This window comes from Neisseria sp. LACPHL-SPEC-2024-00856, from assembly GCF_047915665.1.
GTDB lineage: Bacteria > Pseudomonadota > Gammaproteobacteria > Burkholderiales > Neisseriaceae > Neisseria > Neisseria polysaccharea.
In genome coordinates, this window is record NZ_JBLRPR010000002.1 from 261,981 (window position 1) to 287,267 (window position 25,287).

At 56.3% G+C, this 25,287-nt stretch carries 19 protein-coding genes; 10 read left to right on the plus strand and 9 right to left on the minus strand.

Translation table 11 applies throughout. The features are described 5' to 3' along the window. Positions 1–400 precede the first annotated feature (400 nt). From ACNAU7_RS03410 to ACNAU7_RS03445, 8 genes are all read left to right on the plus strand, one after another. Positions 401–1,243, plus strand: a complete 843-nt coding sequence (locus tag ACNAU7_RS03410) for a class II glutamine amidotransferase (RefSeq protein ID WP_003676371.1) — start codon at positions 401–403, stop codon at positions 1,241–1,243. A 27-nt stretch (positions 1,244–1,270) separates the two neighbouring features. After that, positions 1,271–1,735: a transcriptional regulator NrdR gene (locus ACNAU7_RS03415; protein WP_416300697.1), complete on the plus strand. Its 465-nt coding sequence runs from the start codon at positions 1,271–1,273 to the stop codon at positions 1,733–1,735. Between the two features lie 31 nt (positions 1,736–1,766). Then, on the plus strand, positions 1,767–2,876 hold the full coding sequence (ribD, locus tag ACNAU7_RS03420; protein ID WP_416300699.1) for a bifunctional diaminohydroxyphosphoribosylaminopyrimidine deaminase/5-amino-6-(5-phosphoribosylamino)uracil reductase RibD: 1,110 nt from the start codon (positions 1,767–1,769) through the stop codon (positions 2,874–2,876). 194 nt (positions 2,877–3,070) lie between these two features. Continuing rightward, entirely contained in the window at positions 3,071–4,492 is a 1,422-nt protein-coding gene (locus ACNAU7_RS03425) for a lipopolysaccharide biosynthesis protein (RefSeq protein WP_416300701.1), read from the plus strand. Positions 4,493–4,659: 167 nt separating this feature from the next. Next, positions 4,660–5,901, plus strand: a complete 1,242-nt coding sequence (locus ACNAU7_RS03430) for a NeuD/PglB/VioB family sugar acetyltransferase (protein WP_416300703.1) — start codon at positions 4,660–4,662, stop codon at positions 5,899–5,901. 77 nt (positions 5,902–5,978) lie between these two features. Then, positions 5,979–7,154: a DegT/DnrJ/EryC1/StrS family aminotransferase gene (locus ACNAU7_RS03435; RefSeq protein WP_416300810.1), complete on the plus strand. Its 1,176-nt coding sequence runs from the start codon at positions 5,979–5,981 to the stop codon at positions 7,152–7,154. A gap of 47 nt (positions 7,155–7,201) precedes the next feature. Further along, positions 7,202–9,112 (plus strand): NADH-dependent dehydratase PglD, encoded by a 1,911-nt coding sequence (gene pglD, locus ACNAU7_RS03440; protein WP_416300705.1) that lies wholly within the window; start codon positions 7,202–7,204, stop codon positions 9,110–9,112. A 55-nt stretch (positions 9,113–9,167) separates the two neighbouring features. Then, positions 9,168–10,460: a valine--pyruvate transaminase gene (locus tag ACNAU7_RS03445; RefSeq protein ID WP_416300812.1), complete on the plus strand. Its 1,293-nt coding sequence runs from the start codon at positions 9,168–9,170 to the stop codon at positions 10,458–10,460. A 51-nt stretch (positions 10,461–10,511) separates the two neighbouring features. Here the strand turns inward: ACNAU7_RS03445 and ACNAU7_RS03450 are convergent, their stop codons facing one another. The 4 genes from ACNAU7_RS03450 to ACNAU7_RS03465 form a co-directional block, all read right to left on the minus strand. Further along, positions 10,512–11,348, minus strand: a complete 837-nt coding sequence (locus ACNAU7_RS03450; protein WP_416300707.1) for a PHP domain-containing protein — start codon at positions 11,346–11,348, stop codon at positions 10,512–10,514. Positions 11,349–11,707: 359 nt separating this feature from the next. Next, positions 11,708–11,917, minus strand: a complete 210-nt coding sequence (locus ACNAU7_RS03455; RefSeq protein ID WP_004467907.1) for an oxidoreductase-like domain-containing protein — start codon at positions 11,915–11,917, stop codon at positions 11,708–11,710. Further along, positions 11,895–12,128, minus strand: a complete 234-nt coding sequence (locus ACNAU7_RS03460) for an RNA-binding S4 domain-containing protein (RefSeq protein WP_002240013.1) — start codon at positions 12,126–12,128, stop codon at positions 11,895–11,897. The genes ACNAU7_RS03455 and ACNAU7_RS03460 overlap by 23 nt, the downstream gene beginning before the upstream one ends. Positions 12,129–12,493: 365 nt before the next feature. After that, the gene (locus tag ACNAU7_RS03465) at positions 12,494–12,655 is read right to left on the minus strand and encodes a hypothetical protein (RefSeq protein WP_192888316.1); all 162 of its coding nucleotides are present in this window, start codon (positions 12,653–12,655) and stop codon (positions 12,494–12,496) included. Between the two features lie 12 nt (positions 12,656–12,667). Here ACNAU7_RS03465 and dnaE point away from each other — a divergent pair, with 12 nt between their 5' ends. Then, positions 12,668–16,102 (plus strand): DNA polymerase III subunit alpha, encoded by a 3,435-nt coding sequence (gene dnaE, locus ACNAU7_RS03470; RefSeq protein WP_416300710.1) that lies wholly within the window; start codon positions 12,668–12,670, stop codon positions 16,100–16,102. A 276-nt stretch (positions 16,103–16,378) separates the two neighbouring features. On the opposite strand, the gene ACNAU7_RS03475 is transcribed toward dnaE, so the two are convergent. Together ACNAU7_RS03475 and ACNAU7_RS03480 are read right to left on the minus strand one after the other, a co-directional pair. After that, entirely contained in the window at positions 16,379–17,311 is a 933-nt protein-coding gene (locus tag ACNAU7_RS03475) for an alpha/beta hydrolase (RefSeq protein ID WP_416300713.1), read from the minus strand. 69 nt (positions 17,312–17,380) lie between these two features. Next, positions 17,381–19,537 (minus strand): TonB-dependent siderophore receptor, encoded by a 2,157-nt coding sequence (locus ACNAU7_RS03480; RefSeq protein WP_416300715.1) that lies wholly within the window; start codon positions 19,535–19,537, stop codon positions 17,381–17,383. Between the two features lie 159 nt (positions 19,538–19,696). Between ACNAU7_RS03480 and ACNAU7_RS03485 the strand changes: the two genes are divergently transcribed. Beyond that, entirely contained in the window at positions 19,697–20,356 is a 660-nt protein-coding gene (locus ACNAU7_RS03485; RefSeq protein ID WP_416300717.1) for an HAD-IA family hydrolase, read from the plus strand. A gap of 86 nt (positions 20,357–20,442) precedes the next feature. On the opposite strand, the gene ispH is transcribed toward ACNAU7_RS03485, so the two are convergent. The 3 genes from ispH to ileS all read right to left on the minus strand — a co-directional run bounded on the left by ispH (position 20,443) and on the right by ileS (position 25,201). Continuing rightward, entirely contained in the window at positions 20,443–21,411 is a 969-nt protein-coding gene (gene ispH / locus ACNAU7_RS03490) for a 4-hydroxy-3-methylbut-2-enyl diphosphate reductase (protein ID WP_416300719.1), read from the minus strand. Between the two features lie 29 nt (positions 21,412–21,440). After that, positions 21,441–21,935: a signal peptidase II gene (gene lspA, locus ACNAU7_RS03495; RefSeq protein ID WP_036470606.1), complete on the minus strand. Its 495-nt coding sequence runs from the start codon at positions 21,933–21,935 to the stop codon at positions 21,441–21,443. A 476-nt stretch (positions 21,936–22,411) separates the two neighbouring features. Beyond that, positions 22,412–25,201: an isoleucine--tRNA ligase gene (gene ileS / locus ACNAU7_RS03500; protein ID WP_013449470.1), complete on the minus strand. Its 2,790-nt coding sequence runs from the start codon at positions 25,199–25,201 to the stop codon at positions 22,412–22,414. Positions 25,202–25,287 lie beyond the last annotated feature (86 nt).

Sequence of the window (25,287 nt, forward strand, 5' to 3'; positions counted from 1 at the left end):
AATAACAGCAACCCTGTCGCCGTCATTCCCGCGAAAGCGGGAATCCAGTCCGTTCAGCTTCGGTCATTTCCGATAAATTCCTGTTGCTTTTCATTTCTAGATTCCCACTTTCGTGGGAATGACAACGGAAGGGTTTTGGTTTTTTCCGATAAATTCTTGAGGCATTGAAATTCTAGATTCCCGCCTACGCGGGAATGACGGCTCAAAAGTTACGGAACGAAAAACAACCGAAACCGGACAAGTCGGATTCCCGCCTGCGCGGGAATGACGGAATCTTAAGTTTCCGTCTTTGTTTTCTGTTTTCGCGGGAATAATGGGGAACAAGCCGTATTTCAGACGGCATTTTCAGTTCAGGGTATAATCCGAATACTTGCGACCATCTGAATCATTTGGACAAACTATGTGTCAACTGCTGGGCATGAACTGCAATACGCCGACCGATATTATGTTTTCCTTTGAAGGCTTCCGCCGGCGCGGCGGCATTACCGACCATCACGCCGACGGTTTCGGCATCGGCTTTTTCGAAGGCAAAGGCGTGCGCCTGTTCCACGACGACAAGCCGAGCGCAAATTCCCCCGTCGCCGACCTCGTGCGCGCCTACCAAATCAAATCGGAAAACGTCGTCGCCCATATCCGCAAAGCATCGCAAGGACAAACCTCGCTGGCGAACACACATCCCTTTATGCGCGAAATGTGGGGCGGCTACTGGCTGTTTGCACACAACGGGCATTTGGTCGACTTCTTTCCCGCACAGGGCGAATTCTTCCATCCTGTCGGCACCACCGACTCCGAACGCGCATTCTGCCACATCCTCAACCGCCTCCGCACCCGCTTCGACACACGTCCCGACGACGAAACCCTGTTCGACGCCATTGCCGGGCTGACGCACGAAATCCGCAAATTCGGACTGTTTAACTTCGTCTTGTCCGACGGCGTATCACTGTTTGCCCACGCCAGCACACTGCTGCACTACATCGTCCGCCAAGCCCCGTTCGGCAAGGCACGTCTGCTCGACGACGATGTAATGGTCGATTTTGCCGAAGTAACCACACCGGACGACCGTGTTGCCGTTATCGCCACCCTGCCGCTGACCCGCGACGAATCATGGTCCCAACTTGCCGTGAACGAACTGGTCATGTTCCGCGAAGGCAAAATTATTTTAAACGACCGACCCCGTAACCCCGTCTATATGAGTACTGAAGAAGGTCTGGAAATCGCACGCGCAGCCGGCGTATCGGTTTGATTCAGACGGCATCAGGGAGGAAATACCATGAAATGCCCGTTTTGCAGCCACACGGACACCCGCGTTGCCGATTCGCGCCTGATGGAAGAACGCAACGCCGTGCGCCGCCGCCGCCACTGCCCCAACTGCGGCAAACGCTTCGGCACGCTCGAAACCGCCGAATTCAAAATGCCCACCGTCATCGGTACGGACAAAAAACGTTCGCCCTTCAATGCACAACGCCTCCGCAACGACCTGACCGCCACCGCCCGAAAATCCGCCCTGACACCCGAACAGATCGACGAAACCGTCCGCCTGACGGAACACAGGCTCTACACTTCGGGTCAGCGCGACATCCCCTCTGCCGCACTTGCCGACATGGTGCTAAAAGAACTGCTCCGACAAGATACGGAAGCCGCCATACGCTTCGCCGCCCTGCACAAACGCTTCGACAGCCCGGAACATTTCGCCTCGTGGCTGGCGCAAGCCGTCAAAACAGGCGGCAAAACCTGATTCCCCCAACCCATACTAATACGGTATCCCGATGTTTTCCGAAACAGATATTTCTATGATGCAAAACGCCCTCAAACTTGCCGCTTTGGGACGTTTTTCCACTTCGCCCAATCCGCGCGTCGGCTGCGTTATCGCACACGGCAGCCAAATTGTCGGGCAGGGCTTCCACGTCAAAGCAGGCGGTCCTCATGCCGAAGTCCACGCCCTGCGTCAGGCGGGCGAAATGGCAAAAGGCGCGACCGCCTTTGTTACCCTCGAACCGTGCAGCCATTACGGGCGTACCCCGCCCTGCGCCGAAGCTCTGCTCCGTTCCGGCGTAACACGCGTCGTTGCCGCCATGCGCGACCCCAACCCGCTGGTTGCCGGCAAAGGGCTTGCCCTGCTCGAATCGGCAGGCATCAAGACGGAATGCGGTTTACTCGAACATCAGGCAAGGGAACTCAACCGAGGCTTCCTGTCGCGCATCGAACGCCGCCGCCCCTTTGTCCGCCTCAAATGCGCCGTTTCGCTGGACGGCAAAACCGCGCTTTCAGACGGCAGCAGCTTTTGGATTACCGGCGAAGAAGCGCGTGCCGACGTACAGGTTTTGCGCGCCGAAAGCTGCACGGTGCTAACCGGCATCGGCACGGTGTTGGCGGACAATCCCCGGCTCAACGTCCGCGACTTCCCAACCCTGCACCAACCCACACGCATCGTGTTAGACAGCCGCCTGCGCCTGCCCCCGTACAGCCATTTGGTTACCGACGGACAATCTCCGACCTACATCGCCACCTTGGAACGCGATGAAGACAAACTCCGCCCCTATCGGGAACACGCACACATCCGCATCCTGATGCCGTCTGAAACGGCAGACGGCAAAATCGACCTGCACCACCTGATGCGTCTCCTTGCTGACGAAGGTTTCGGCGAAATCATGGTCGAAGCAGGCTCCGAACTCACATCCGCATTTTTGGCAGAAGATTTGGCGGACGAAATCGTGCTGTACCGTTCGCCCAAAATCCTCGGCAGCGGCAAAGACCTGTTTTCCCTGCCCGAAAACCGCGCCGCCCTTTCCGCACCGCCCTTGTGGACACCCGTTTCAAGCGAAATCCTCGGACACGACATCAAAACCGTGTTCCGGAAAAACGGCAACGCCTTTTAAAGGGTTTGCGCCGTTTCACTATATAATAACGCCGATAAAAAACGGCACCATTCAGACCGCCGCCCACCCGAAAAAGCGCAACCCGGACTGCCGCACCCCGCCGGCAGCCGCGACGGTCTGAAAGCCGTCAAATTCCGATCAAGAAAGGCTTCAGACGGCATAGGCAGCATCCCGCCTCCGTCCGGACATCAAAAATGGACACAAAAGAAATCCTCGGCTACGCGGCAGGCTCGATCGGCAGCGCGGTTTTAGCCGTCATCATCCTGCCGCTGCTGTCGTGGTATTTCCCTGCCGACGACATCGGGCGCATCGTGCTGATGCAGACGGCAGCGGGACTGACGGTGTCGGTATTGTGCCTCGGGCTGGATCAGGCATACGTCCGCGAATACTATGCCGCCGACGACAAAGACACTTTGTTCAAAACCCTGTTCCTGCCGCCGCTGCTGTTTTCCGCCGCGATAGCCGCCCTGCTGCTTTCCCATCCGGCCATACCGTCTGAAATCCTGTTTTCGCTCGACGATGCCGCCGCCGGCATCGGGCTGGTGCTGTTTGAACTGAGCTTCCTGCCCATCCGCTTTCTCTTACTGGTTTTGCGTATGGAAGGACGCGCCCTTGCCTTTTCGTCCGCGCAACTCGTGCCCAAGCTCGCCCTGCTGCTGCTGCTGCCGCTAACGGTCGGGCTGCTGCACTTTCCGGCGAACACCGCCGTCCTGACCGCCGTTTACGCGCTGGCAAACCTTGCCGCCGCCGCCTTTTTGCTGTTTCAAAACCGATGCCGTCTGAAGGCCGTCCGGCGCGCACCGTTTTCATCCGCCGTCCTGCATCGCGGCCTGCGCTACGGCATACCGATCGCACTAAGCAGCATCGCCTATTGGGGGCTGGCATCCGCCGACCGTTTGTTCCTGAAAAAATATGCCGGCCTGGAACAGCTCGGCGTTTATTCGATGGGTATTTCGTTCGGCGGGGCGGCATTATTGTTCCAAAGCATCTTTTCAACGGTCTGGACACCGTATATTTTCCGCGCAATCGAAGAAAACGCCCCGCCCGCCCGTCTCTCGGCAACGGCAGAATCCGCCGCCGCCCTGCTTGCCTCCGCCCTCTGCCTGACCGGCATTTTCTCGCCCCTCGCCTCCCTCCTGCTGCCGGAAAACTACGCCGCCGTCCGGTTTATCGTCGTATCGTGTATGCTGCCGCCGCTGTTTTGCACGCTGGCAGAAATCAGCGGCATCGGTTTGAACGTCGTCCGAAAAACACGCCCGATCGCGCTCGCCACCTTGGGCGCGCTGGCGGCAAACCTGCTGCTGCTGGGGCTTGCCGTACCGTCCGGCGGCGCGCGCGGCGCGGCGGTTGCCTGTGCCGCCTCATTCTGGCTGTTTTTTGCTTTCAAGACCGAAAGCTCCTGCCGCCTGTGGCAGCCGCTCAAACGCCTGCCGCTTTATATGCACACATTGTTCTGCCTGACCTCCTCGGCGGCCTACACCTGCTTCGGCACGCCGGCAAACTACCCCCTGTTTGCCGGCGTATGGGCGGCATATCTGGCAGGCTGCATCCTGCGCCACCGGAAAGATTTGCACAAACTGTTTCATTATTTGAAAAAACAAGGTTTCCCATTATGAAAATCATCCTGACCACTTCTATGTCAGGTCCGTGCGGCACGGGCACGACATCATCGATTGCCAAATGGCGTGCAAAAACGACCCCGTTCAGTCCGACGAAATCGTCCGCCGCTTCAGGCGCGACATTTCCTATCGGAAAATCGTCAACCTGATTGAAAGATTAGCCCATGAGTAAATTCTTCAAACGCCTGTTCGACATCATCGCATCCGCATCGGGGCTGATTGTCCTCTCACCCGTTTTCCTGATTTTGGCGTACCTCATCCGCAAGAATCTGGGTTCACCCGTCTTCTTCATTCAGGAACGCCCCGGAAAGGACGGAAAACCTTTTAAAATGGTCAAATTCCGTTCCATGCGCGACGCGCTTGATTCAGACGGCATTCCGCTGCCCGACGGAGAACGCCTGACACCGTTCGGCAAAAAACTGCGTGCTGCCAGTTTGGACGAATTGCCCGAACTGTGGAACGTCCTCAAAGGCGACATGAGCCTGGTCGGCCCCCGCCCGCTGCTGATGCAATATCTGCCGCTGTACGACAACTTCCAAAACCGCCGCCACGAAATGAAACCCGGCATTACCGGCTGGGCGCAGGTCAACGGGCGCAACGCCGCCTCATGGGACGAACGCTTCGCATGCGACATCTGGTATATCGACCACTTCAGCCTGTGCCTCGACATCAAAATCCTACTGCTGACGGTTAAAAAAGTATTAATCAAGGAAGGGATTTCCGCACAGGGCGAAGCTACCATGCCCCCTTTCACAGGAAAACGCAAACTTGCCGTCGTTGGCGCGGGCGGACACGGAAAAGTCGTTGCCGACCTTGCCGCCGCACTCAACCGGTACAGGGAAATCGTTTTTCTGGACGACCGCGCACAAGGCAGCGTCAACGGCTTCCCCGTCATCGGCACGACGCTGCTGCTTGAAAACAGTTTATCGCCCGAACAATACGACGTCGCCGTCGCCGTCGGCAACAACCACATCCGCCGCCAAATCGCCGAAAAAGCCGCCGCGCTCGGCTTCGCCCTGCCCGTTCTGGTTCATCCCAACGCGACCGTCTCGCCTTCTGCAACAGTCGGACAAGGCAGCGTCGTTATGGCTCAGGCAGTCGTACAGGCCGGCAGCGTATTGAAAGACGGCGTGATTGTGAACACTGCCGCCACCGTCGATCACGACTGCCTGCTTGACGCTTTCGTCCACATCAGCCCGGGCGCGCACCTGTCGGGCAACACGCATATCGGCGAAGAAAGCTGGATAGGCACGGGCGCGTGCAGCCGCCAGCAGATCCGTATCGGCAGCCGCGCAACCATTGGCGCGGGCGCAGTCGTCGTGCGCGACGTTTCAGACGGCATGACCGTCGCGGGCAACCCGGCAAAGCCATTGACAGGCAAAAATACCGAGACCCTGCGGTCGTAAACGATTAAAATAAACAGCCTAAGCAACAGACGGCAGAAATGAGGAAATGCCGTCTGAAAACCGACGGACAAACCATCATGCTGAACACTTTCCTTTCCCCGTGGCCCTGCTTCACACAAGAAGAAGCCGATGCCGTTTCCAAAGTCCTGCTGTCCAATAAAGTCAACTACTGGACAGGCACCGAATGCCGCGAATTTGAAAAAGAATTCGCCGCCTTCGCCGGCACACAGTACGCTGTCGCCCTATCCAACGGCACGCTGGCACTCGATGTCGCGCTTAAAGCAATGGGCATAGGCGCAGGCGACGACGTCATCGTTACCTCGCGCACCTTCCTCGCCTCCGCGTCCTGCATTGTGAACGCGGGCGCAACCCCCGTGTTTGCCGACGTGGATTTGAACAACCAAAACATCAGCGCGGAAACCGTCAAAACCGTGCTGACCCCGAATACCAAAGCGATTATCGTGGTTCACCTTGCCGGTATGCCTGCCGAAATGGATGGCATCATGGCTTTGGCAAAAGAACATGATTTGTGGGTGATTGAAGACTGCGCCCAAGCGCACGGCGCAAAATACAAAGGCAAATCCGTCGGCTCTATCGGACACGTCGGCGCATGGTCGTTCTGCCAAGACAAAATCATGACCACCGGCGGCGAGGGCGGTATGGTTACGACCAACGACAAAACCCTGTGGGAAAAAATGTGGTCGTACAAAGACCACGGTAAAAGCTACAATGCCGTGTACCACCGCCGACACGCGCCCGGTTTCCGCTGGCTGCACGAAAGTTTCGGCACCAACTGGCGCATGATGGAAATGCAGGCAGTCATCGGCCGCATCCAGCTCAAACGCCTGCCCGAATGGACTGCCCGCCGCCAAGCGCACGCCACCAAGCTGGAGGAAAGCCTAGGCAAGTTCGCCAGCATCCGCTTGGTTGAAGTCGCAGACTACATCGAACACGCGCAATACAAGTTCTACGCCTTCATCAAACCCGAACACCTGAAAGACGGCTGGACGCGCGACCGCATCGTGAACGAACTGAACGCGCGCAAAGTCCCCTGCTATCAAGGCAGCTGCTCAGAAGTGTATTTGGAAAAAGCCTTCGACAATACGCCGTGGCGGCCGAAAGAGCGGCTGAAAAACGCCGTCGAACTGGGCGACACCAGCCTGATGTTCTTGGTGCATCCGACGCTGACCGACGACGAAATTGCGTTCTGCAAAGAGCACATCGAAGCCGTATTGGCAGAAGCCACACGATAACCCTTCAGACGGCATATGCCGCCCGAAAACACATACCGCCCCACGATATGAATCTGGAAACCCTGATCGACCTGCCGCGCAACATCAAGAAAATCTGTTTCCTCATACACGATTTTCTGATGATTTTCACCGCCTTCTGGTTTACCCAAAGCCTGAAGGCCGACTACTCGAACGAATGGTTCGACCCTGCCAACTGGCAGTCTTTCCTATTGACCGCGCTGTTGACCATCGGCCTGTTCGTCAGAATGGGGCTCTACCGTGCCGTTACACGCTTCATCAGCTTCCGCATCCTCTCCACCGCGCTGGCAGGCAGCCTCGCCTCCGCCGTATTGTTCTTCCTCAACACATTGATTTTTGAAGAAAGGCTGCGCCTCGCCCTGCCGATTGTCTATTTCTTACTGCTGTTTGTTTCCGTGACCGGCTCGCGTATGGTTTTGCGCGGACTGTTGTCCGAACACCCCAAAAAACAGATGACCCCCGTCATTATTTACGGCGCAGGGCAGGTGGGCAGACAGCTTCTCGAGGCCGTCAAACAAATGCGCGAATATTCCGCCGCCGCCTTTGTGGACGACGACCCCAAACTGTGGCACACCGTCATCTACGACCTTGCCGTTTACCAGCCCGATGCCATCGCCTTCCTCATCGAACGCTACGGCGTGGAAAAAATCCTGCTCGCCATTCCCAGCGCGACTCAGGAACAACGCCGCCGAATCATCAACAAACTGGAAGCCTATCCCTGCGAAGTGTTGACCATTCCCGGAATGAAAGACCTGATGGACGGGAAAATCAGCATCGGCACGCTCAAAAAAATCTCCGTGTCCGACCTGCTCGGGCGTGATTCCGTCGCGCCCGACGACCGCCTGATGAGTGCCGACATCGAAGGCAAAACCGTCATGGTAACCGGTGCGGGCGGCTCCATCGGTTCGGAACTCTGCCGCCAGATTATCCGCCGCCGCCCCGAAAAGCTGCTGCTGTTTGAGTTATCCGAATTCGCCCTGTACGCCGTCGAAAAAGAATTGCGCGAATACTGCGCCCGAAACGGCATCGCCGCCGAAATCCTGCCCTTTTTGGGTTCGGTGCAAAGCCGCACCCTGCTCGAACACGTCATGACCGCCTTTTCCGTTGCGACCGTCTATCACGCCGCCGCCTACAAACACGTCCCCATGGTCGAATTCAACACCGTCGAAGGCATACGCAACAACATTTTCGGCACACTCGAGTGCGCGCTTGCCGCCACGGCTTCGGGCGTAAGAACCTTCGTCCTCATCTCCACCGACAAAGCCGTCCGCCCCACCAACACCATGGGTGCCAGCAAACGCATGGCGGAACTCTGCCTTCAGGCACTCGCCGCCGAACCCGGACAAAAAACCCGCTTCAGCATGGTACGTTTCGGCAATGTTTTAGGTTCGTCCGGCTCCGTCGTCCCGCTGTTTGAAAAACAGATTGCCCAAGGCGGCCCGCTCACCCTAACCCACCCCGAAATCACACGCTATTTCATGACCATACCCGAAGCCGCCCAACTCGTCATACAGGCAGGCGCGATGGGTACGGGCGGCGACGTATTCGTCCTCGACATGGGCGAATCCGTCAAAATCATCGACCTTGCCCGCCAAATGATTACCTTAAGCGGCCTCAAACCCAAAACACCCGAACAACCCGACGGCGACATCGAAATCCTCATTACCGGACTGCGTCCCGGCGAAAAACTCTACGAAGAGCTGCTCATCGGCGACAACGTCCGCAAAACCGCCCATCCACGCATTATGACGGCTGACGAGGCGATGCTGCCGTGGCACGAGCTCTCCGCCCTGCTCAACCGCATCCGTTCGGCCTGCGACCGTTACGACCAGCAGGCAATCCGCACCCTGCTCATCAACGCCCCGACCGGCTTTGCCCCGAGCGACGGCATCTGCGACCTGCTTTGGGTACGAGAAACACACAGAAAAAATGCCGTCTGAACCTTCAGACGGCATAACGTACAAACCAACCTACCTTACACACACGGAGTTTGACATGCAGTTCTCGGCATTCGGCGAAAAATTCACGCAACACAGCGGCATCCTCCAACTGATGGACGACCTCGGCGACGCGCTCAAAAGCGACAAGCCCGTCAACATGCTCGGCGGCGGCAATCCGGCGCGCATTCCGGAAATCGATCGGGCGTTTGCCGGCATATTCTCCAAACTGGCGGCGGAACACGCCGTCGAAAACATCGGCAACTACTCCAACCCCCAAGGCGATGCCGCGCTGATTGACGCGCTGACCGCCTTCCTCAACCGCGAATACGGCTGGAACCTGACTGCCGACAATATCGCGCTGACCAACGGTTCGCAAAACGCGTTTTTCTATTTATTCAACCTCTTCGGCGGCAAATTCAAGCTTTCAGACGGCACATCCTCAGAAAAAGCCATTTTATTGCCGCTCGCGCCCGAATACATCGGCTATGCCGACGTGCATGTCGAAGGGCGGCACTTCGTTTCCGTCAAACCGAAAATCGAAGCTGTCGAACACGAAGGCGAAGCCGGCTTCTTCAAATACCGCGTGGACTTTGACGCGCTGGAAAGCCTGCCCGAGCTGAAAGAAGGCAAAATCGGCGCGATTTGCTGTTCGCGCCCGACCAACCCGACCGGCAACGTGCTAACCGACGGCGAAATGGCGCGGCTGGACGCTTTGGCGCAAAAACACGGCATTCCGCTGATTATCGACAACGCCTACGGAATGCCGTTCCCCAACATCATTTACAGCGACGTAACGCTGAATTGGCACGAAAACATCATCCTCTGCTTCAGCCTGTCCAAAGTCGGCCTGCCGGGCGTTCGCACCGGCATCATCGTCGCCGCACCCGAAGTCGTCAAAGCCGTCAGCAGCCTGAACGCGATTGTGAACCTTGCCCCCACGCGCTTCGGCGCGGCCATCGCCGCCCCGCTACTGGAAAGCGGCGAGATGAAACGGCTTGCCGACCAAGTCATCCGGCCGTTTTACCGCAATCAGGCGCAAACCGCCGTCTCGCTGCTCAAGCGGGAGCTGGGCGCGTACCCGATGAAAATCCACAAACCCGAAGGCGCGATTTTCTTGTGGCTCTGGTTTGAAAACCTGCCCGTTTCTTCGCAAACCCTGTACGAAATGCTCAAAGCCGAAGGCACGCTAATTATTCCGGGCGAGCATTTCTTCGTCGGCATCGACACGCAGGATTACCCGCACGCGGGCGAGTGCATCCGCATGAGCATCGCGCAGGACGCTCAAACGCTGGAAAAAGGCATTGCCGCCATCGGTAAAACCGTCCGAAAACTGTACGACAACGTTTAAACCGCAAAAAATGCCGTCTGAAAGATTTTCAGACGGCATTTTTATCCTCATTCAATGTCGGGAAAAATGCGCCCACACCGGCCTGCAGTTTTCCGGCAGCTCGGGACACGCGCCGAGAATGCCGCCGCTGAAGTCGTTTAAACGGTGGAAGTCGCTGCCCGCGCTGGCGAGCATGCCGAAGCGTTCTGCCAAAAATGCGTAGTTGAGGCGGTCGTTTTTGCAGCAGTTGCCGCTGTGGACTTCGATGCCCGCGCCGCCGAGGTTTTTAAATTCTTCAAACAGATTGCGCTTGGCGGTGGCGGACAAATCGTAGCGCATCGGATGGGCGATGACCGCCAACCCGCCCGCACTGTTGACGGCGGAAACGCAGTATTCCAGCGTCGCCCATTCGTGGCGGACGGCGCAGGATTTGCCGTCGCCCAAGTATTTGGCAAACGCCTGCTGCTTGTTTTTGACGTGTCCCGCCCGGATGAGGAACTCGGCGACGTGGGTGCGGCTGACCATTTCTTTGTTTGCCGCCAGCGCGAGCGCGCCGTCGTATGCGCCCGAAATGCCGCGTTTTTCCAGCTTGGCGGCGATGGCTTCAAGACGTTTCAGACGGCCTTGCCGCACTTGCGCCAACAAGTTTTGCAGGTTTTCGTCCTGCTCGTCGAAATCCAAACCGACAACGTGTATGGTGCGCCCGCGCCAAGTGACGGAGATTTCCACGCCGTTAATCAGGCGCAAACCGAGCTTGTCTGCTTCGGCACGCGCTTCGGCGATGCCGCCGGTGTGGTCATGATCCGTCAACGCCAGCAGCGTGCAGCCGTTTTGATGCGCAAGGCGGACGACTTCGGCGGGAGAAAGCATACCGTCGGAAACGGTGGAATGGCAGTGCAGGTCTATCATGGGGTGTTATGTGCGTGATGAATGAAGGACGGGGGTTAATATTATCGGTTGGTGTGGATACGGCGGTCATTTTAAAAAACAGGTGTATGGCAAATGCAAAGAAAAAGTCCCTATACCGTCATTCCAGCGCAGGCGGGAATCCAGACCTTGATTTGTCAAAAATGTTTAAGGTTAACTGCTATTTCAAACTTCCGGATTCCCGCCTGCGCGGGAATGACGATATGGACGTTTTCAATTTTAATCTACTATAAAAGACTGTCTGAAAACGCGGATTTATAGTGAATTAAATTTAAACCGGTACAGCGTTGGCTCGCCTTGTCCTGATTTTTGTTAATTCACTATATCAAGCCAAACCGTTTTCAGACGGCATTTTCGTCTTCCGCCCAACCCGCTTCTTTCAATTTCCGCCGTTGCGCGTCGTATTTGGCTTTATCCGCCCAGTAAATCGTCTGAATGCACGCCTCGCCGCAGTCGCTGCCGCAGCATTCCCACGATTCGGGGCGGACGGGTTCGTCTAAAAGCGGCTCGCCCAAAAGGGCTTCGGCTTTATGCTTCAGGGTCGTATCCATCTGCGATTTCCAAGCGCGCGCCGTCAAACTCGATGACTTCGCCGCCGCGTATTTTGGCCGTTTTGCGGGTTTCGGTTTCGCCGTTGCGCAACACCAGCCCTTCGGCGATAAATGCTTTTGCCTGTCCGCCGCTTTCGGCAAGTCCGGCCAATTTCAAGAGGTCGCACAGGGCGATGTATTCGTTGTCTTCGAGATAGACGGTGGCTTCCATAATGTTCCCTTGCAGAAAGAGGCCGTTATTGTAGCACCTGCCGCCGCCGTACCCAAAATTACCGCAAAACCGGCAGCACATCCCACACCAGCTGTTCCGTAAAAGTAAAAATGCCGTCTGAAACCCCATATGCCGCCATCCGATCAAAGAAATCCTGTCCAACGGCAAGCTGCAAATCCTGTTCCCCAACGAATCCGCATTGACGCTGATGCACATCCTCAAACACGAACTGCCCGATACACCGGCAATCGGCATCAAAACGAAATCAAAAACCTGTTTGAACGTAAAATCGATTTAACTGCTTGCCATCCGTCCGAATAAGGTATATAGTTCCTTATAACTAGTTTGATAGTCCTTTATATCTATCAATACTCCTTGGGAAGCCTCCGCCATACGGCAGGAGGCATTTTTTTGCCGTCGTAAAAGCGCGGAAACCATTGGCAGGCAATGCCGTCTGAACCCGAAACGGCATTACCTGCGCCGTCATCTGAAGACAACCCTGCTACAATACGCCTTTTATTGTTCACGCCGATTTTGCCATGACCGAGCCGACCTACATCCCCCTGCGCCTGCATACCGAGTTTTCGATTACCGACGGTATGGTGCGGATTAAAAAACTGATTGCCAAAGCGCAGGAATACGGTTTGCCTGCTTTGGGCATCAGCGATTTGATGAACGAATTCGGTTTGGTGAAATTCTATAAAACCTGCCGCGGCGCAGGGATTAAACCCATCGGCGCGGCGGACGTATGGATAGGCAATCCGAATGCGCCCGACAAGCCGTTTCGCGCCATGCTGATTATCCGCAACGATGCGGGCTATCTGCGCTTGAGCGAGCTTCTGACGGCGGCTTATGTCGGCAAAGACCGCAATGTCCATCATGCGGAACTCAATCCCGAATGGCTGGAAAACGGCGACAACAGCGGCTTGATTTGTTTGAGCGGCGCGCATTACGGCGAAGTGGGCATGAATCTGTTGAACGGCAATGAAGACGCGGCGCGCGCGGCGGCGTTGAAATATGCGGCGTGGTTTCCCGATGCGTTTTATCTGGAGTTGCAACGCCTGCCCGAACGCCCCGAATGGGAAACTTGCGTTTCCGGCAGCGTGAAACTGGCGGAGGAATTGGGCTTACCGGTAGTGGCGACGCATCCGACACAGTTTATGAGCCGCGACGATTTCAACGCGCACGAGGCGCGAGTGTGCATCGCAGGCGGCTGGGTATTGACGGACAAGAAACGTCCGCGCGATTTCACGCCGGGCCAGTTTTTCATTCCGCCGGAAACCATGGCCGAACGTTTCGCCGACTTGCCCGAAGCCTTGGAAAACACGGTAGAAATTGCCAAACGCTGCAATCTGCACATCACATTGGGCAAAAACTTCCTGCCCCTTTTCCCCACACCCGACGGTTTATCGCTCGATGACTATCTCATCAAACTCTCCAATGAGGGTTTGCAGGAACGCATGGTTCAGCTTTATCCCGACGAGGCGGAGCGTGCGGCAAAAATGCCGGAATATCAGGAACGTTTGGATTTTGAGCTGAACATCATCATCCAGATGAAATTCCCCGGCTATTTCCTTATCGTACAAGACTTTATCAACTGGGCGAAAACGCACGGCTGTCCGGTCGGACCGGGACGCGGTTCGGGCGCGGGTTCGCTGGTGGCGTATTCGCTGAAGATTACCGATCTCGACCCGCTGAAATACGCGCTGCTGTTCGAGCGTTTCCTAAACCCCGAACGCGTTTCCATGCCTGACTTTGACGTGGACTTTTGCCAAAGCAACCGCGGCCGCGTGATTGAATATGTGCGCGAAAAATACGGCGCGGAAGCAGTCAGCCAGATTGTTACTTTCGGCACGATGTCGTCCAAAGCGGTCATCCGCGACGTGGGGCGCGTGCTGGAGCTGCCGTTTATGCTGTGCGACAAACTGTCCAAGCTGATTCCGTTGGAAGCCAACAAACCTTTGAGTTTGGACGACGCGATGAAGGCAGAGCCGCAGATTCAGGAATTAATCGAAGCGGAAGAAGCGGACGAACTGATTACGCTGGCGAAAAAGCTGGAAGACCTGACGCGCGGTTTGGGTATGCACGCAGGCGGCGTGTTGATTGCGCCGGGCAAGATTTCCGATTACAGCCCCGTGTATCAGGCGGACGAATCCGCCTCGCCCGTATCCATGTACGACAAGGGCGACGTGGAAGACGTGGGTTTGGTGAAATTCGACTTTTTGGGCCTACGCAACCTGACCATTATCGAAATGGCGCAGGACAACATCAAAAACACCACCGGCGACATCATCGATGTCGGCAAAATTCCTCTCGACGACCAGGCCGCCTATCAAATCTTCCGCGATGCGAACACCACCGCCGTGTTCCAGTTTGAGTCGACCGGCATGAAGAAAATGCTGAAAACGGCGCACACGACCAAGTTTGAAGAACTCATCGCCTTCGTATCGCTATACCGCCCCGGTCCGATGGACAACATCCCCGACTTCGTCGCGCGTATGAAGGGTCAGGAATTCCAATACATCCATCCGCTGCTCGAAGGCATCCTCGCCCCGACTTACGGCATTATGGTGTATCAGGAACAAGTAATGCAGGCGGCGCAGATTATCGGCGGCTACTCGCTCGGCGGCGCGGATCTGCTGCGCCGCGCAATGGGTAAGAAAAAGCCCGAAGAAATGGTGAAACACCGCGAAATCTTCGCCGAAGGTGCGGCAAAACAAGGCATTTCGCGCGAAAAATCCGACGAAATCTTCAACTACATGGAAAAATTCGCCGGCTACGGTTTCAACAAATCCCACGCCGCCGCCTACGCCCTGATTTCCTATCAGACCGCATGGCTCAAAGCCCACTACCCCGCCGAATTTATGGCGGCGACCATGTCGTCCGAATTGGACAACACCGACCAGCTCAAGCATTTCTACGACGACTGCCGCGCCAACGGCATCGAGTTCCTGCCGCCCGACATCAACGAATCCGATTACCGCTTCACGCCGTATCCGGACATGAAAATCCGCTACGCACTCGGCGCGATTAAAGGCACGGGCGAAGCCGCCGTCGAATCCATCATCGCCGCGCGGCAAAGCAGCGGCAAGTTTACCGGCCTCTTGGACTTCTGCGAGCGCGTCGGCAAAGAACATATGAACCGCCGCACCCTCGAAGCCCTGATACGCGGCGGCGCGTTCGACAGCATCGAACCCAACCGCGCCATGCTCTTGGCGAACATCGACCTCGCCATGAACAACGCCGACCAAAAAGCCGCCAACGCCAATCAGGGCGGGCTGTTCGACATGATGGAAGACGCCATCGAACCGGTGCGGCTCATTGACGCGCCGATGTGGAGCGAATCGGAAAAACTCGCAGAAGAAAAAACCGTCATCGGCTTTTACCTGTCCGGCCACCCGTTCGGCCCGTATGCCCAAGAAGTCCGCCAAATCGCACCGACCAAATTAGGCCGTCTGAAACCGCAAGACAGCGTGCGCCTCGCCGGATTCGTTACCGCCGTGCGCACCATGATGGGCAAACGCGGCAAAATCGCCTTCGTCAGCCTCGAAGACTTAAGCGGGCAGGTTGAAATCATGATCGGCGGCCAGACGCTGGAAAACTGCGCCGACTGCCTCAAAGCCGACCAAGTGCTGATTATCGAATCCAAAGTCAGCCGCGACGACTACGGCGGAGGCGACGGACTGCGTATTCTGGCAAACCAAGTCATGACCCTGCAAACGGCGCGCGAACGCTACGCCCGCAGCCTCAGCCTCGCCCTCGCCCCGCATCACGACATCGGCGGACTGGTACGGCTGCTCGCCGCCCACCAACTGCCCGACACGCCGCGCATCCCGCTGCAACTGTCGTATGCCAACGGAAAAGCGTCGGGCAGGCTTCAAGTGCCGCCGAAATGGACGGTTACGCCGAGTTCCGCATTGTTCGGCGAACTGGAAACATTGCTCGGCAGCCGGTCGGTGCGCGTGAATTGGTAACCAAAAATACAAATGCCGTCTGAAGCCCAAAACCGGTTTCATCGGTGTCAAAACCGCCCTTTCATTCCAAAAATACCAAATCGGCGAACCGGGAAAGAAATCAGGTCATGCCGCCTGAAAAAACGCCCGCCTGTCCGTTAAATTAATCTATCCCTGTTTCAGACGGCCTGAAGCAGGGATTTTTAATCAAGATAAAATGAGAACGGGAGCAATAACCCTTAGGTAGCTCTTGTTATTTTCCGATGCAAAACAAAGCAGTCATATATTTAATTCCCCCTACCTCTGCCAAGCCTTCCTCAAATATTCGACGCAGTCGGTCAGTGAGTAGAACGGGACATTGCCGTGGTCGGCATTCGGATATTCCCGGAAAAATACGGCGGCCCCGCGCCTGTCCAACTCTGCCGCCATTTGTTCGGCCTGCCCTGCCATGTCGCGTTCTTCCCTGCGTTTGCAATCGCTGCCCCGTTCGAGCGCGCCGATGTTGAGGCAGACCTCGATGCCGTCCAGCCGGTTTTCAGACGGCATAAAGTCGAGTATCCGCCTGTTGTGCCACCAAATCGATGGGGATACGAGCCAATGCCGTCTGAAACGGCGGTGGGAAAGCAGGGAATACAGTCCGAACAGTGCGCCGAACGAATGCCCGAATACGGAGGTTTCATTTTTGTCCAGCCGGTATTTGCTTTCTAAAAAGGCGGTCAGTTCGCTGTCGATAAACTCGGCAAAACGGTCTGCCTGTCCGAACTGCCGCTGTTCGTCTTCTGAAGCGTTGCTGCGCAGCGGGGGGGTATAGTCGGCGGCACGTTGTACCAAATCGCGCACTCCTCCTCCGGCATAGCCGATGCCGACGATAAGGCAGGGGGCGCGGCTTCGGGTAACGGGGTTGTTCATCAGCGACTGCATGATGTTGAAAAGTGCGGGGAAAAAGGCTTCGCCGTCCAAAACGAAGAGGACGGGATAGCCTTCAGACGGCATTTCGCCGAGTGTTGCCGTCTGAATCCGATAGATTCGCCCCGTGCAGGTGGATTTGATTTCGGTTTCAAAGGCTTGGGGCAGTATGGCAGGTTGGAATGTGTCGGTCGGTATGGGTTTCATGATGTTCGGCCTGTGGGTCAGACTGGCGGCAAGCGGTAAAACCGAACCGGCAAAGCGGTCTGCCTGCCGGTTCGGTCTGTTTTCCTTCGCAATGCCATACTCCAGTTGTGAGAGCATAGGGTATGCCGCGCAGCTTGTTGTGGTTTGATTATGCTGCGGCTGCCGTTTCAGACGGCATATTGGTCTTTAAAAACTGTAACGCAGGTTTGCCGTCAGGCTGCGCTCCGAACCGGGAATGTTAAAGGTGTTCGTGCCGCCGACGCGGGCGTAGTAATGGCGGTTGAAGATGTTGTCGGCGTTGACCTGGAGCTTCAGCTTGGGTGTGAAGCGGTAAGCCGCCATCGCATCGAAGGTGGCATAACCGCCTGCATGCATCCCTGCAGATGAAGTAATGCCGCTCATCGCGTTCACGCCGCCGCCGATGGTCAGCTCGGGCGTAACTTGGTAAGTCGTCCACAGGTTCGCGCTGTGTTTGGGCATCAGCAGGAAGATGCCGTCGTCGCGCGAATTGGAGGCGGTTTTGATTTGGCTGTGCAGATAGCTGTAACCTGCGTGGATTTGCCATTTCGGTGTAATCGCGCCGCTGATTTCGGTCTCAACACCTTCCATCACGCGTTTGCCCAATGCGGCGTAACGGGTGTTGCGGTCTTTCGGGTTCAACGGTGCGGCGGCGTTTTTATCCTTCATGCGGTAGAACGAAACTCGGGTATTGAGGCGGTCGTCCATGTAGCTGCCTTTGTAGCCGACTTCAAACTGGTTGCCTTGGCGTGGTTTGAGCAGCTTGCCGTCGGCATCGAGGTTGGTTTGCGGCGTGTAAAGTTGGGAGAAGCTGGCGTAGAGGCTGTTGTTGTCGTTCAAGTCGTAAACCGCGCCTGCGTAGCCGGTGAACTTGGTTTTGCTGGCTTTGTGCAACTCGTCGCCTTCGCCCGCTTCGATTTTGTAGTGTCCCAAACGTCCGCCGCCGATGAGCGACAGCCCGTCGACCGGATGGAAGACGGATTTGCCGTAAATGCCGAATTCGTCGAGGTTTTCGGTAGCGACGGTATGGCTGTAACCGCGCACGCCTTTGCGCGCGTTGGCAATCAAATCAACCTGCGGTATGCTGCGGAACTCGTTTAAAGCCAGGCCGCCGCGTGCATATAAAGTAGTACGGCCTTGTTCGTTGGTGCTGCGGAAACGGTTGTAATCGGCACCGATGACAAATTCGTTGGCCGTATTGCCCAAGCGGAAAGGCCGGCTGTAGCTGGCGTCAAACGCGAGGGCTTTTTGTTTGATTTCTGTACCCAAACCCACCGCGCAGGCTTTGTCGTCAGCCGTATTGCAGCCCGGGCGGCCTGCCGGGGTTTTCATGCCCAGCTTGCTGCCGGCAAAGGCATAGTTGGAGTCGGCATTGCGGTCGGAATAGCGCATACCGACTTTGCCGTAGCCGCCGTTGCCGAAGTAATGTTTCAAATCGGCGAACACGTCGTGGCTGTTCATTTTAAATTTGTTCCAATCCGCGCCGACAAATACGTGTTGCGGCAGGGACGGCAATTTACCGTCGGCATCGGCAGGCAAGCCGTTGTACGGCGCGAGGTGGCGTTGCTGGTAAAGATAGCCCGCGCCCAAAACCGTATCGGGGTTGATGTCCCAATCCGCTGCCGCGTAGAAGGTTTCGTGGTGGTTATTTTTCTCGGCAGGACGCGGAGACGCGCCGACAGTCTGCGCCATCACGCGGCCGCGCACGCTGCCGTCTGAATTGAGGCTGCCCGATACGTCCGCCTCGGCTTTATATTGTTTGTGCGTACCGAACCCTGCCGCCGCATGACCTTGGAACGCTTTGGTCGGGCGTTTGCGCACCAGATTTACGATGCCGCCCATCTCGCCGCTGCTGTCGAACAGTCCGCTCGGCCCGCGCATCACTTCCACGCGGTCGAAGGCAAACAGGTTGGGCAGCGTACCGTTGATACTCTGCATCTGCGCAGGCAGGCCGTCGATGTTGTATTCGCTGTATTCGTAACCGCGCGCGTAAACCGAAGAGCGTCCGTCGTCGTTGCTCAACACGCGCAAACCGGGCGTTTTGCGCGCCAGTTGGTCGAAGGTGTCAACATTGCGGTCTTTGACCTGCTGGTTGGTGATGATACTGACGGATTGCGGAATTTCGCGCAAAGAAGCGGGGATTTTTGTACCGACGGTGGCGGCAAACGAGCTGTAATCGCCGTTTTTCTCGGTGGCAATCGCGTTGTAAGAACGCTGACCCTTAATATGGACGGTTTCCAAACCTTCCGTTTGGGCGGCAAACGCAGAAGAAGAAAGTACGGTCAAAACAGCGGCTGCCGTCATATTGATGCGGAAAACTGACATAAACTGTCCAATTCATATAAATGATAATTGTTATATTCTAATAAAATGCAACGCGGCTTGTTCGGGAAAATATATCGCGCAGCCGACAAATTTTGTCGAAAATGCGACACGTCTGCGTTTTCCGCATAAAATCTGCTTTTTTACTGCAAACAACCTGCTATGACCACGCCCAAACTCATCATCTTCGACTGGGACGGCACGCTTGCCGATACGACCCAACCCATCATCGACACTATGCGCCGCAGCTTCGCCGAATGCGGTTTTCCGCCGCCCGAAGCGGAGCGCGTCCGCAGCCTAATCGGCTACAGCCTGCCCGAAATCATCCGCGCCCTGCTCGAAATGCCGTCTGAAACCGCCGTTGCCGACATCGCGCGCACTTATTCCGCACATTACCTCAATCCCAACAACCGCAATATGACGCTCTTTCCCGATGCCCTGCCCTGTCTGGACAAGCTCAAAGCGCAAGGATACTGGCTTGCCGTCGCCACAGGCAAAAGGCGGGCGGGCTTGGACGGAGCCATCAGCCAAACCGCCACCGGCGACTATTGGCTCGCCACCGCCTGCGCGGGGGAATATCCCTCCAAACCCTCGCCCGAAATGGTATTCGGACTCTGCGGCGAACTGGGACTCGACCCGAAAGAGGCATTGGTCGTCGGCGATACGGCGCACGACCTGCATATGGCGGCAAACGCGGGTGCGGCGGCAGTCGGCGTTGCCACCGGCGCACATTCGCGCGAACAGCTCCTTAGCGCACCGCATCTCGCCGTATTGGACGGTTTGTCCGAACTGCCCGGTTTTCTTGCACGACATTACGCCTGATCGGTTTCCGCATCCGGCACGCGGCAAAAATGCCGTCTGAAGCCTGTTCAGACGGCATTTGTGTTGCCCAAACATTCAACGCTTGCTCAACGTTTGCACAAATCGGGTTTGGTTTCGCCCTCGCGGCGTAGCTCTTTGGGCAGGACGAACACGATGCTTTCTTCCGCACCCTCCCCTTCGCGTACGGTTTCATGCCCCCACCCGCGTATGGTTGCCAATACTTCCTGCACCAACACTTCGGGCGCGGACGCGCCTGCCGTTACGCCGACTTTGTTTTTGCCCTCAAACCACGCGCGTTGCAGGTAGCCTGCATTATCCACCATATACGCATCGGTCCCGATGCCTGCCGCCACTTCGCGCAGGCGGTTGCTGTTGGACGAATTGGGCGAACCGACCACAATCACGATGTCGCACTGTTCTGCCAACTCTTTGACGGCGGTTTGCCGGTTGGTCGTCGCATAGCAGATGTCTTCCTTGTGCGGATTGCGGATATTGGGGAAACGCGCGTTCAGCGCGGCGATGATGTCTTTGGTTTCATCGACCGAGAGCGTGGTCTGGCTGACATAGGCGAGTTTGTCGGGGTTTCTGACTTCGAGTTTTGCCACATCTCCGACCGTTTCGACCAAAAGCATTTTGCCCGGCGCAAGCTGCCCCATCGTTCCTTCAACCTCGACGTGCCCCTTATGCCCGATCATGATGATTTCACAGTCTTGGGCATCCAGTCGGGCGACTTCCTTATGCACTTTCGTCACCAGCGGGCAAGTCGCATCAAACACGCGGAAACCGCGCTCCGCCGCTTCTTGCTGCACCGCCTTCGATACGCCGTGTGCCGAATAAACCAGCGTCGCGCCCGGCGGCACTTCCGCCAAGTCTTCGACAAACACCGCACCTTTTTCACGCAGGTTGTCCACGACGAATTTGTTGTGGACGACTTCGTGGCGCACATAAATCGGCGCGCCGAATTCTTCCAAAGCACGCTCGACAATACTGATTGCCCGATCCACACCGGCGCAGAAGCCGCGCGGATTGGCAAGGATGATGGTTTTTCCGTTCATAAGTTTTACATTCCGTGTTCAGACGGCATTCACGTTTTTTTGCCATCTTTGCGGTGGACGATATTGTCCAACACTGCCAACACCGCACCGACGCAGATAAAGCTGTCGGCAATATTAAAGGCGGGATAAAACCAATTTTGCCAATAAAACAATAAGAAATCGACGACATGACCGTGTATCAGGCGATCGATGACATTGCCTAACGCACCGCCGATAATCATCGCCGCCCCGATTTTGCCGAGGGTTGCAAACTCGTCGCGCAAGATGGCGCGTACCAAATACGCGCTCACCGCCACCGCCAGCACCAAAAAAAAGTATTTTTGCCAGCCGCCCTGATCGGCAAGGAAGCTGAACGCCGCGCCCGGGTTGTACACCAAGGTCAAATCGAAAAAGGAAGGAATGACGTTGACGCGTTCCCGATACTGAAACGACGACAGCACCGCCCACTTCGACCACTGGTCCAGCACGATGGCGGCAAGTGCCAATACCCAATAGCGCGTTTTACTTGAAACAGATGAAGACATATTTTTCAACAGCCGGATAAAAGAGTGCCATTTTACCCGAAAACCCCCTGCCTGTACCCGAAACGGCAAACGCCGTAATCTTGAAACCCGTCATTCCCGCGCAGGCGGGAATCCAGACCTGTCCGCACAGAAACTTATCGGATAAAACGGTTGCTCCACCCCTGCGTTCTAGATTCCCACTTTCGTGGGAATGACGCTTCAGTTGCGCAGGGTAGGATTTGGTGGGGTTAGCAGGCTGAAGCCCACCCTACGGCTCGCTGATTCCCCGACACCGATGCCGTCTGAACCTTCAGACGGCATTTTTGATGCACCCGCCGTTGACAGGCGCGGGCGGGCACAGTGAAATACCCGAACCGTCATTCCCGACAACACCGCAATCTTGAAACCCCTCCGCCATTATGAAGACAAATCGCGGCACAAAAAATGCCGTCTGAAATGCTGTTCGGCGGTTTCAGACGGCATTTGCTCAAACTTTATCAGGCGTAATGACGCGTTTCGCCTTCTCCGCCGACATTCTCTGCACAGCGTTTGCAGACGGTTTCATAGCCTGCAACCGCGCCCACATCGTGGGTGTAGTGCCAGCAGCGTTCGCATTTTTCGCCGCTGCCGGCTTTGGCGGCAACGGCAAGTTCATCACCGACTTTCACTTCTGCTTTAGACACCAGCATGGCAAAGCGCAATTCTTCGCCCAAGGCGTTCAGGTAGCCGGCCATTTCTTCCGGCGCGGTGATTTCGGCTTCGGCTTGCAAGGACGAACCGACGGTTTTGTCGGCGCGCAAAGGCTCGATGGCGGCGGTAACGGCTTCGCGGGCTTCGCGGATTGCCGTCCATTTTTTCACCAGTTCGGCTTCGGCTTTTTCGTTGATGGTCGGGAACTCGTGCCAAGTGTGGAAGAGGACGCTGTCTTCTTCGCCGCCGCCGATGATGTCCCACGCTTCTTCGCCGGTGAAGCACAAAATCGGTGCAATCAAGAGAACCAGGCTGCGCGTGATGTGGTACAGGGCGGTTTGCGCGCTGCGGCGGGCGCGGCTGTCGGCTTGGGTGGTGTAGAGGCGGTCTTTCAGGATGTCGAGGTAGAACGCGCCCAAGTCTTCCGAGCAGAAAGAAACCATTTCTTTCACGGCAAAGTGGAAGGCATAACGCGGATAAAAATCACCGGCAACGCGTTCTTGCAGCCGCCTCGCCAATACCAGGGCGTAGCGGTCGATTTCCACCATTTCTGCTTGTGGAACAGCATCTTCAATCGGATTAAAGTCGCTCAAGTTGGCAAACAAAAAGCTCAAGGTATTGCGGATACGGCGGTAGCTTTCGGTTACGCGCTTGAGGATTTCTTTGGAAATCGCCAATTCGCCGCTGTAATCGGTGGATGCCGCCCACAGGCGCAGGATGTCCGCGCCGAACTCGTTATACACTTCTTGCGGCGCGACGACGTTGCCGATGGATTTCGACATTTTGCGCCCGTTTTGATCCACCACGAAACCGTGGGTCAGAAGCTGTTTGTACGGCGCGCGACCCATTGATGAGGCGCAGCCGGTCAGCATAGACGATTGGAACCAGCCCCGGTGCTGGTCGCTGCCTTCGAGATACAAATCCGCCGGCCATTCCAATTCTTCGCGTTGTTTCAAGACGGAATAATGGGTCGAGCCGGAGTCGAACCATACGTCCATCGTATCGGAAAGTTTGTCGTAATGTTCGCAATCTTCCGCGCTTAATAATTCGCTCTTATCGAGTGAGAACCACGCTTCGATGCCTTTTTCTTCGATTTTTTGGGCAACTTTTTCCAACAACTCGGCAGAGTTCGGATGCAGTTCACCGGTTTCTTTGTGAACAAAGAAAGTCATCGGCGTGCCCCAATAGCGTTGGCGCGAAACCACCCAGTCGGGACGGCCTTCAATCATCGCTTCCAAACGCGCGCGCCCCCAAGACGGGAAAAACTCGGTATCGTCCACGGCTTTGATGGCTTTGTCGCGCAGGGTTTTGCCGTCGGCACCGGCTTTGTCCATACCGACAAACCATTGACCTGTCGCGCGGTAAATCAGCGGCGTTTTGTGCCGCCAGCAGTGGGCGTAGCTGTGTTCGATTTTACTGTTTGCCAAGAGGTTGCCGGTTTCTTCCAGCCATTGCAGGATGACGGGGTTCGCCTCCCAAACACGCATACCGGCAACGCGCGGCGTTTCGCTAATGTATTTGCCCTCGGCGTTGACGGGGTTGTAAAGCTCGATGCCGTATTTGTTGCAGACGGCGTAGTCTTCCAAACCGTGCGCGGGAGCGGTGTGCACCAAGCCGGTACCGGCATCGGTGGTAACGTGGTCGCCGTTGAGCATAGGAATATCGCGTTCCAAAAACGGATGGTTCATATGCAGGTTTTCCAGCTTGTCGCCGGTGGTTTCGGCAAGGATGGCAATGCCGTCTGAAAAGCCGTAGCGTTTCAAAGCGTCTTCCGCCAAATCTTTCGCCAGCACCAATTTGCCTTTGGGCGTATCGATTAATTGATACACCACGTCCGCGCCGGCCGACACGGCTTGGCTCGCAGGCAGCGTCCAAGGCGTGGTTGTCCAGATAACGGCAAACGCTTTACCTTCGATACCTGCCAAACCGAATGCGGCGGCAAGCGCGGCAGTGTCTTTAAACGGATAGGCAACGTCAATCGCAGGCGATACTTTGTCTTTGTATTCCACTTCCGCTTCCGCCAGCGAAGAACCGCAGTCCAAGCAGAATTGAACCGGTTTCGCGCCCCGGTAGAGATAGCCGGATTTGTAGATTTCACCGAGCATACGCACGGTATCTGCTTCGGTTTTGAAATCCATGGTCAGGTAAGGATGATCCCAATCGCCCAACACGCCCAAGCGGATAAAGTCTTTTTTCTGACGGGCAACTTGTTCGGCGGCGTATTCGCGGCACAATTCGCGGAAACGCACTTTGGGCATGTCTTTGCCGTGCAGCTTTTCTACCATCACTTCGATAGGCAAACCGTGACAGTCCCAACCCGGCACATAAGGCGCGTCGAAACCGGCTTGGGTTTTGCTGCGGATAATGATGTCTTTGAGAATTTTGTTGACGGCGTGACCGATGTGGATGTCGCCGTTGGCATACGGCGGGCCGTCGTGCAGGATGAACTTCGGACGGCCTTTGGCGATTTCGCGCAGTTTTTGGTAGCGTTTTTGCTCGTACCAGCTTTTCAGCCATGCAGGCTCGCGCTTGGCAAGATTGCCGCGCATCGGAAACGGGCTCTCGAGCAGGTTGACGGTTTTACTGTAATCGGTCATTTTTTAATCTCTATTGTTACAATAATTTCGGTTTCAGACGGCATTGCGCCCCAAATAGTATTTCACAACGGGAAAACCCTGTGCCG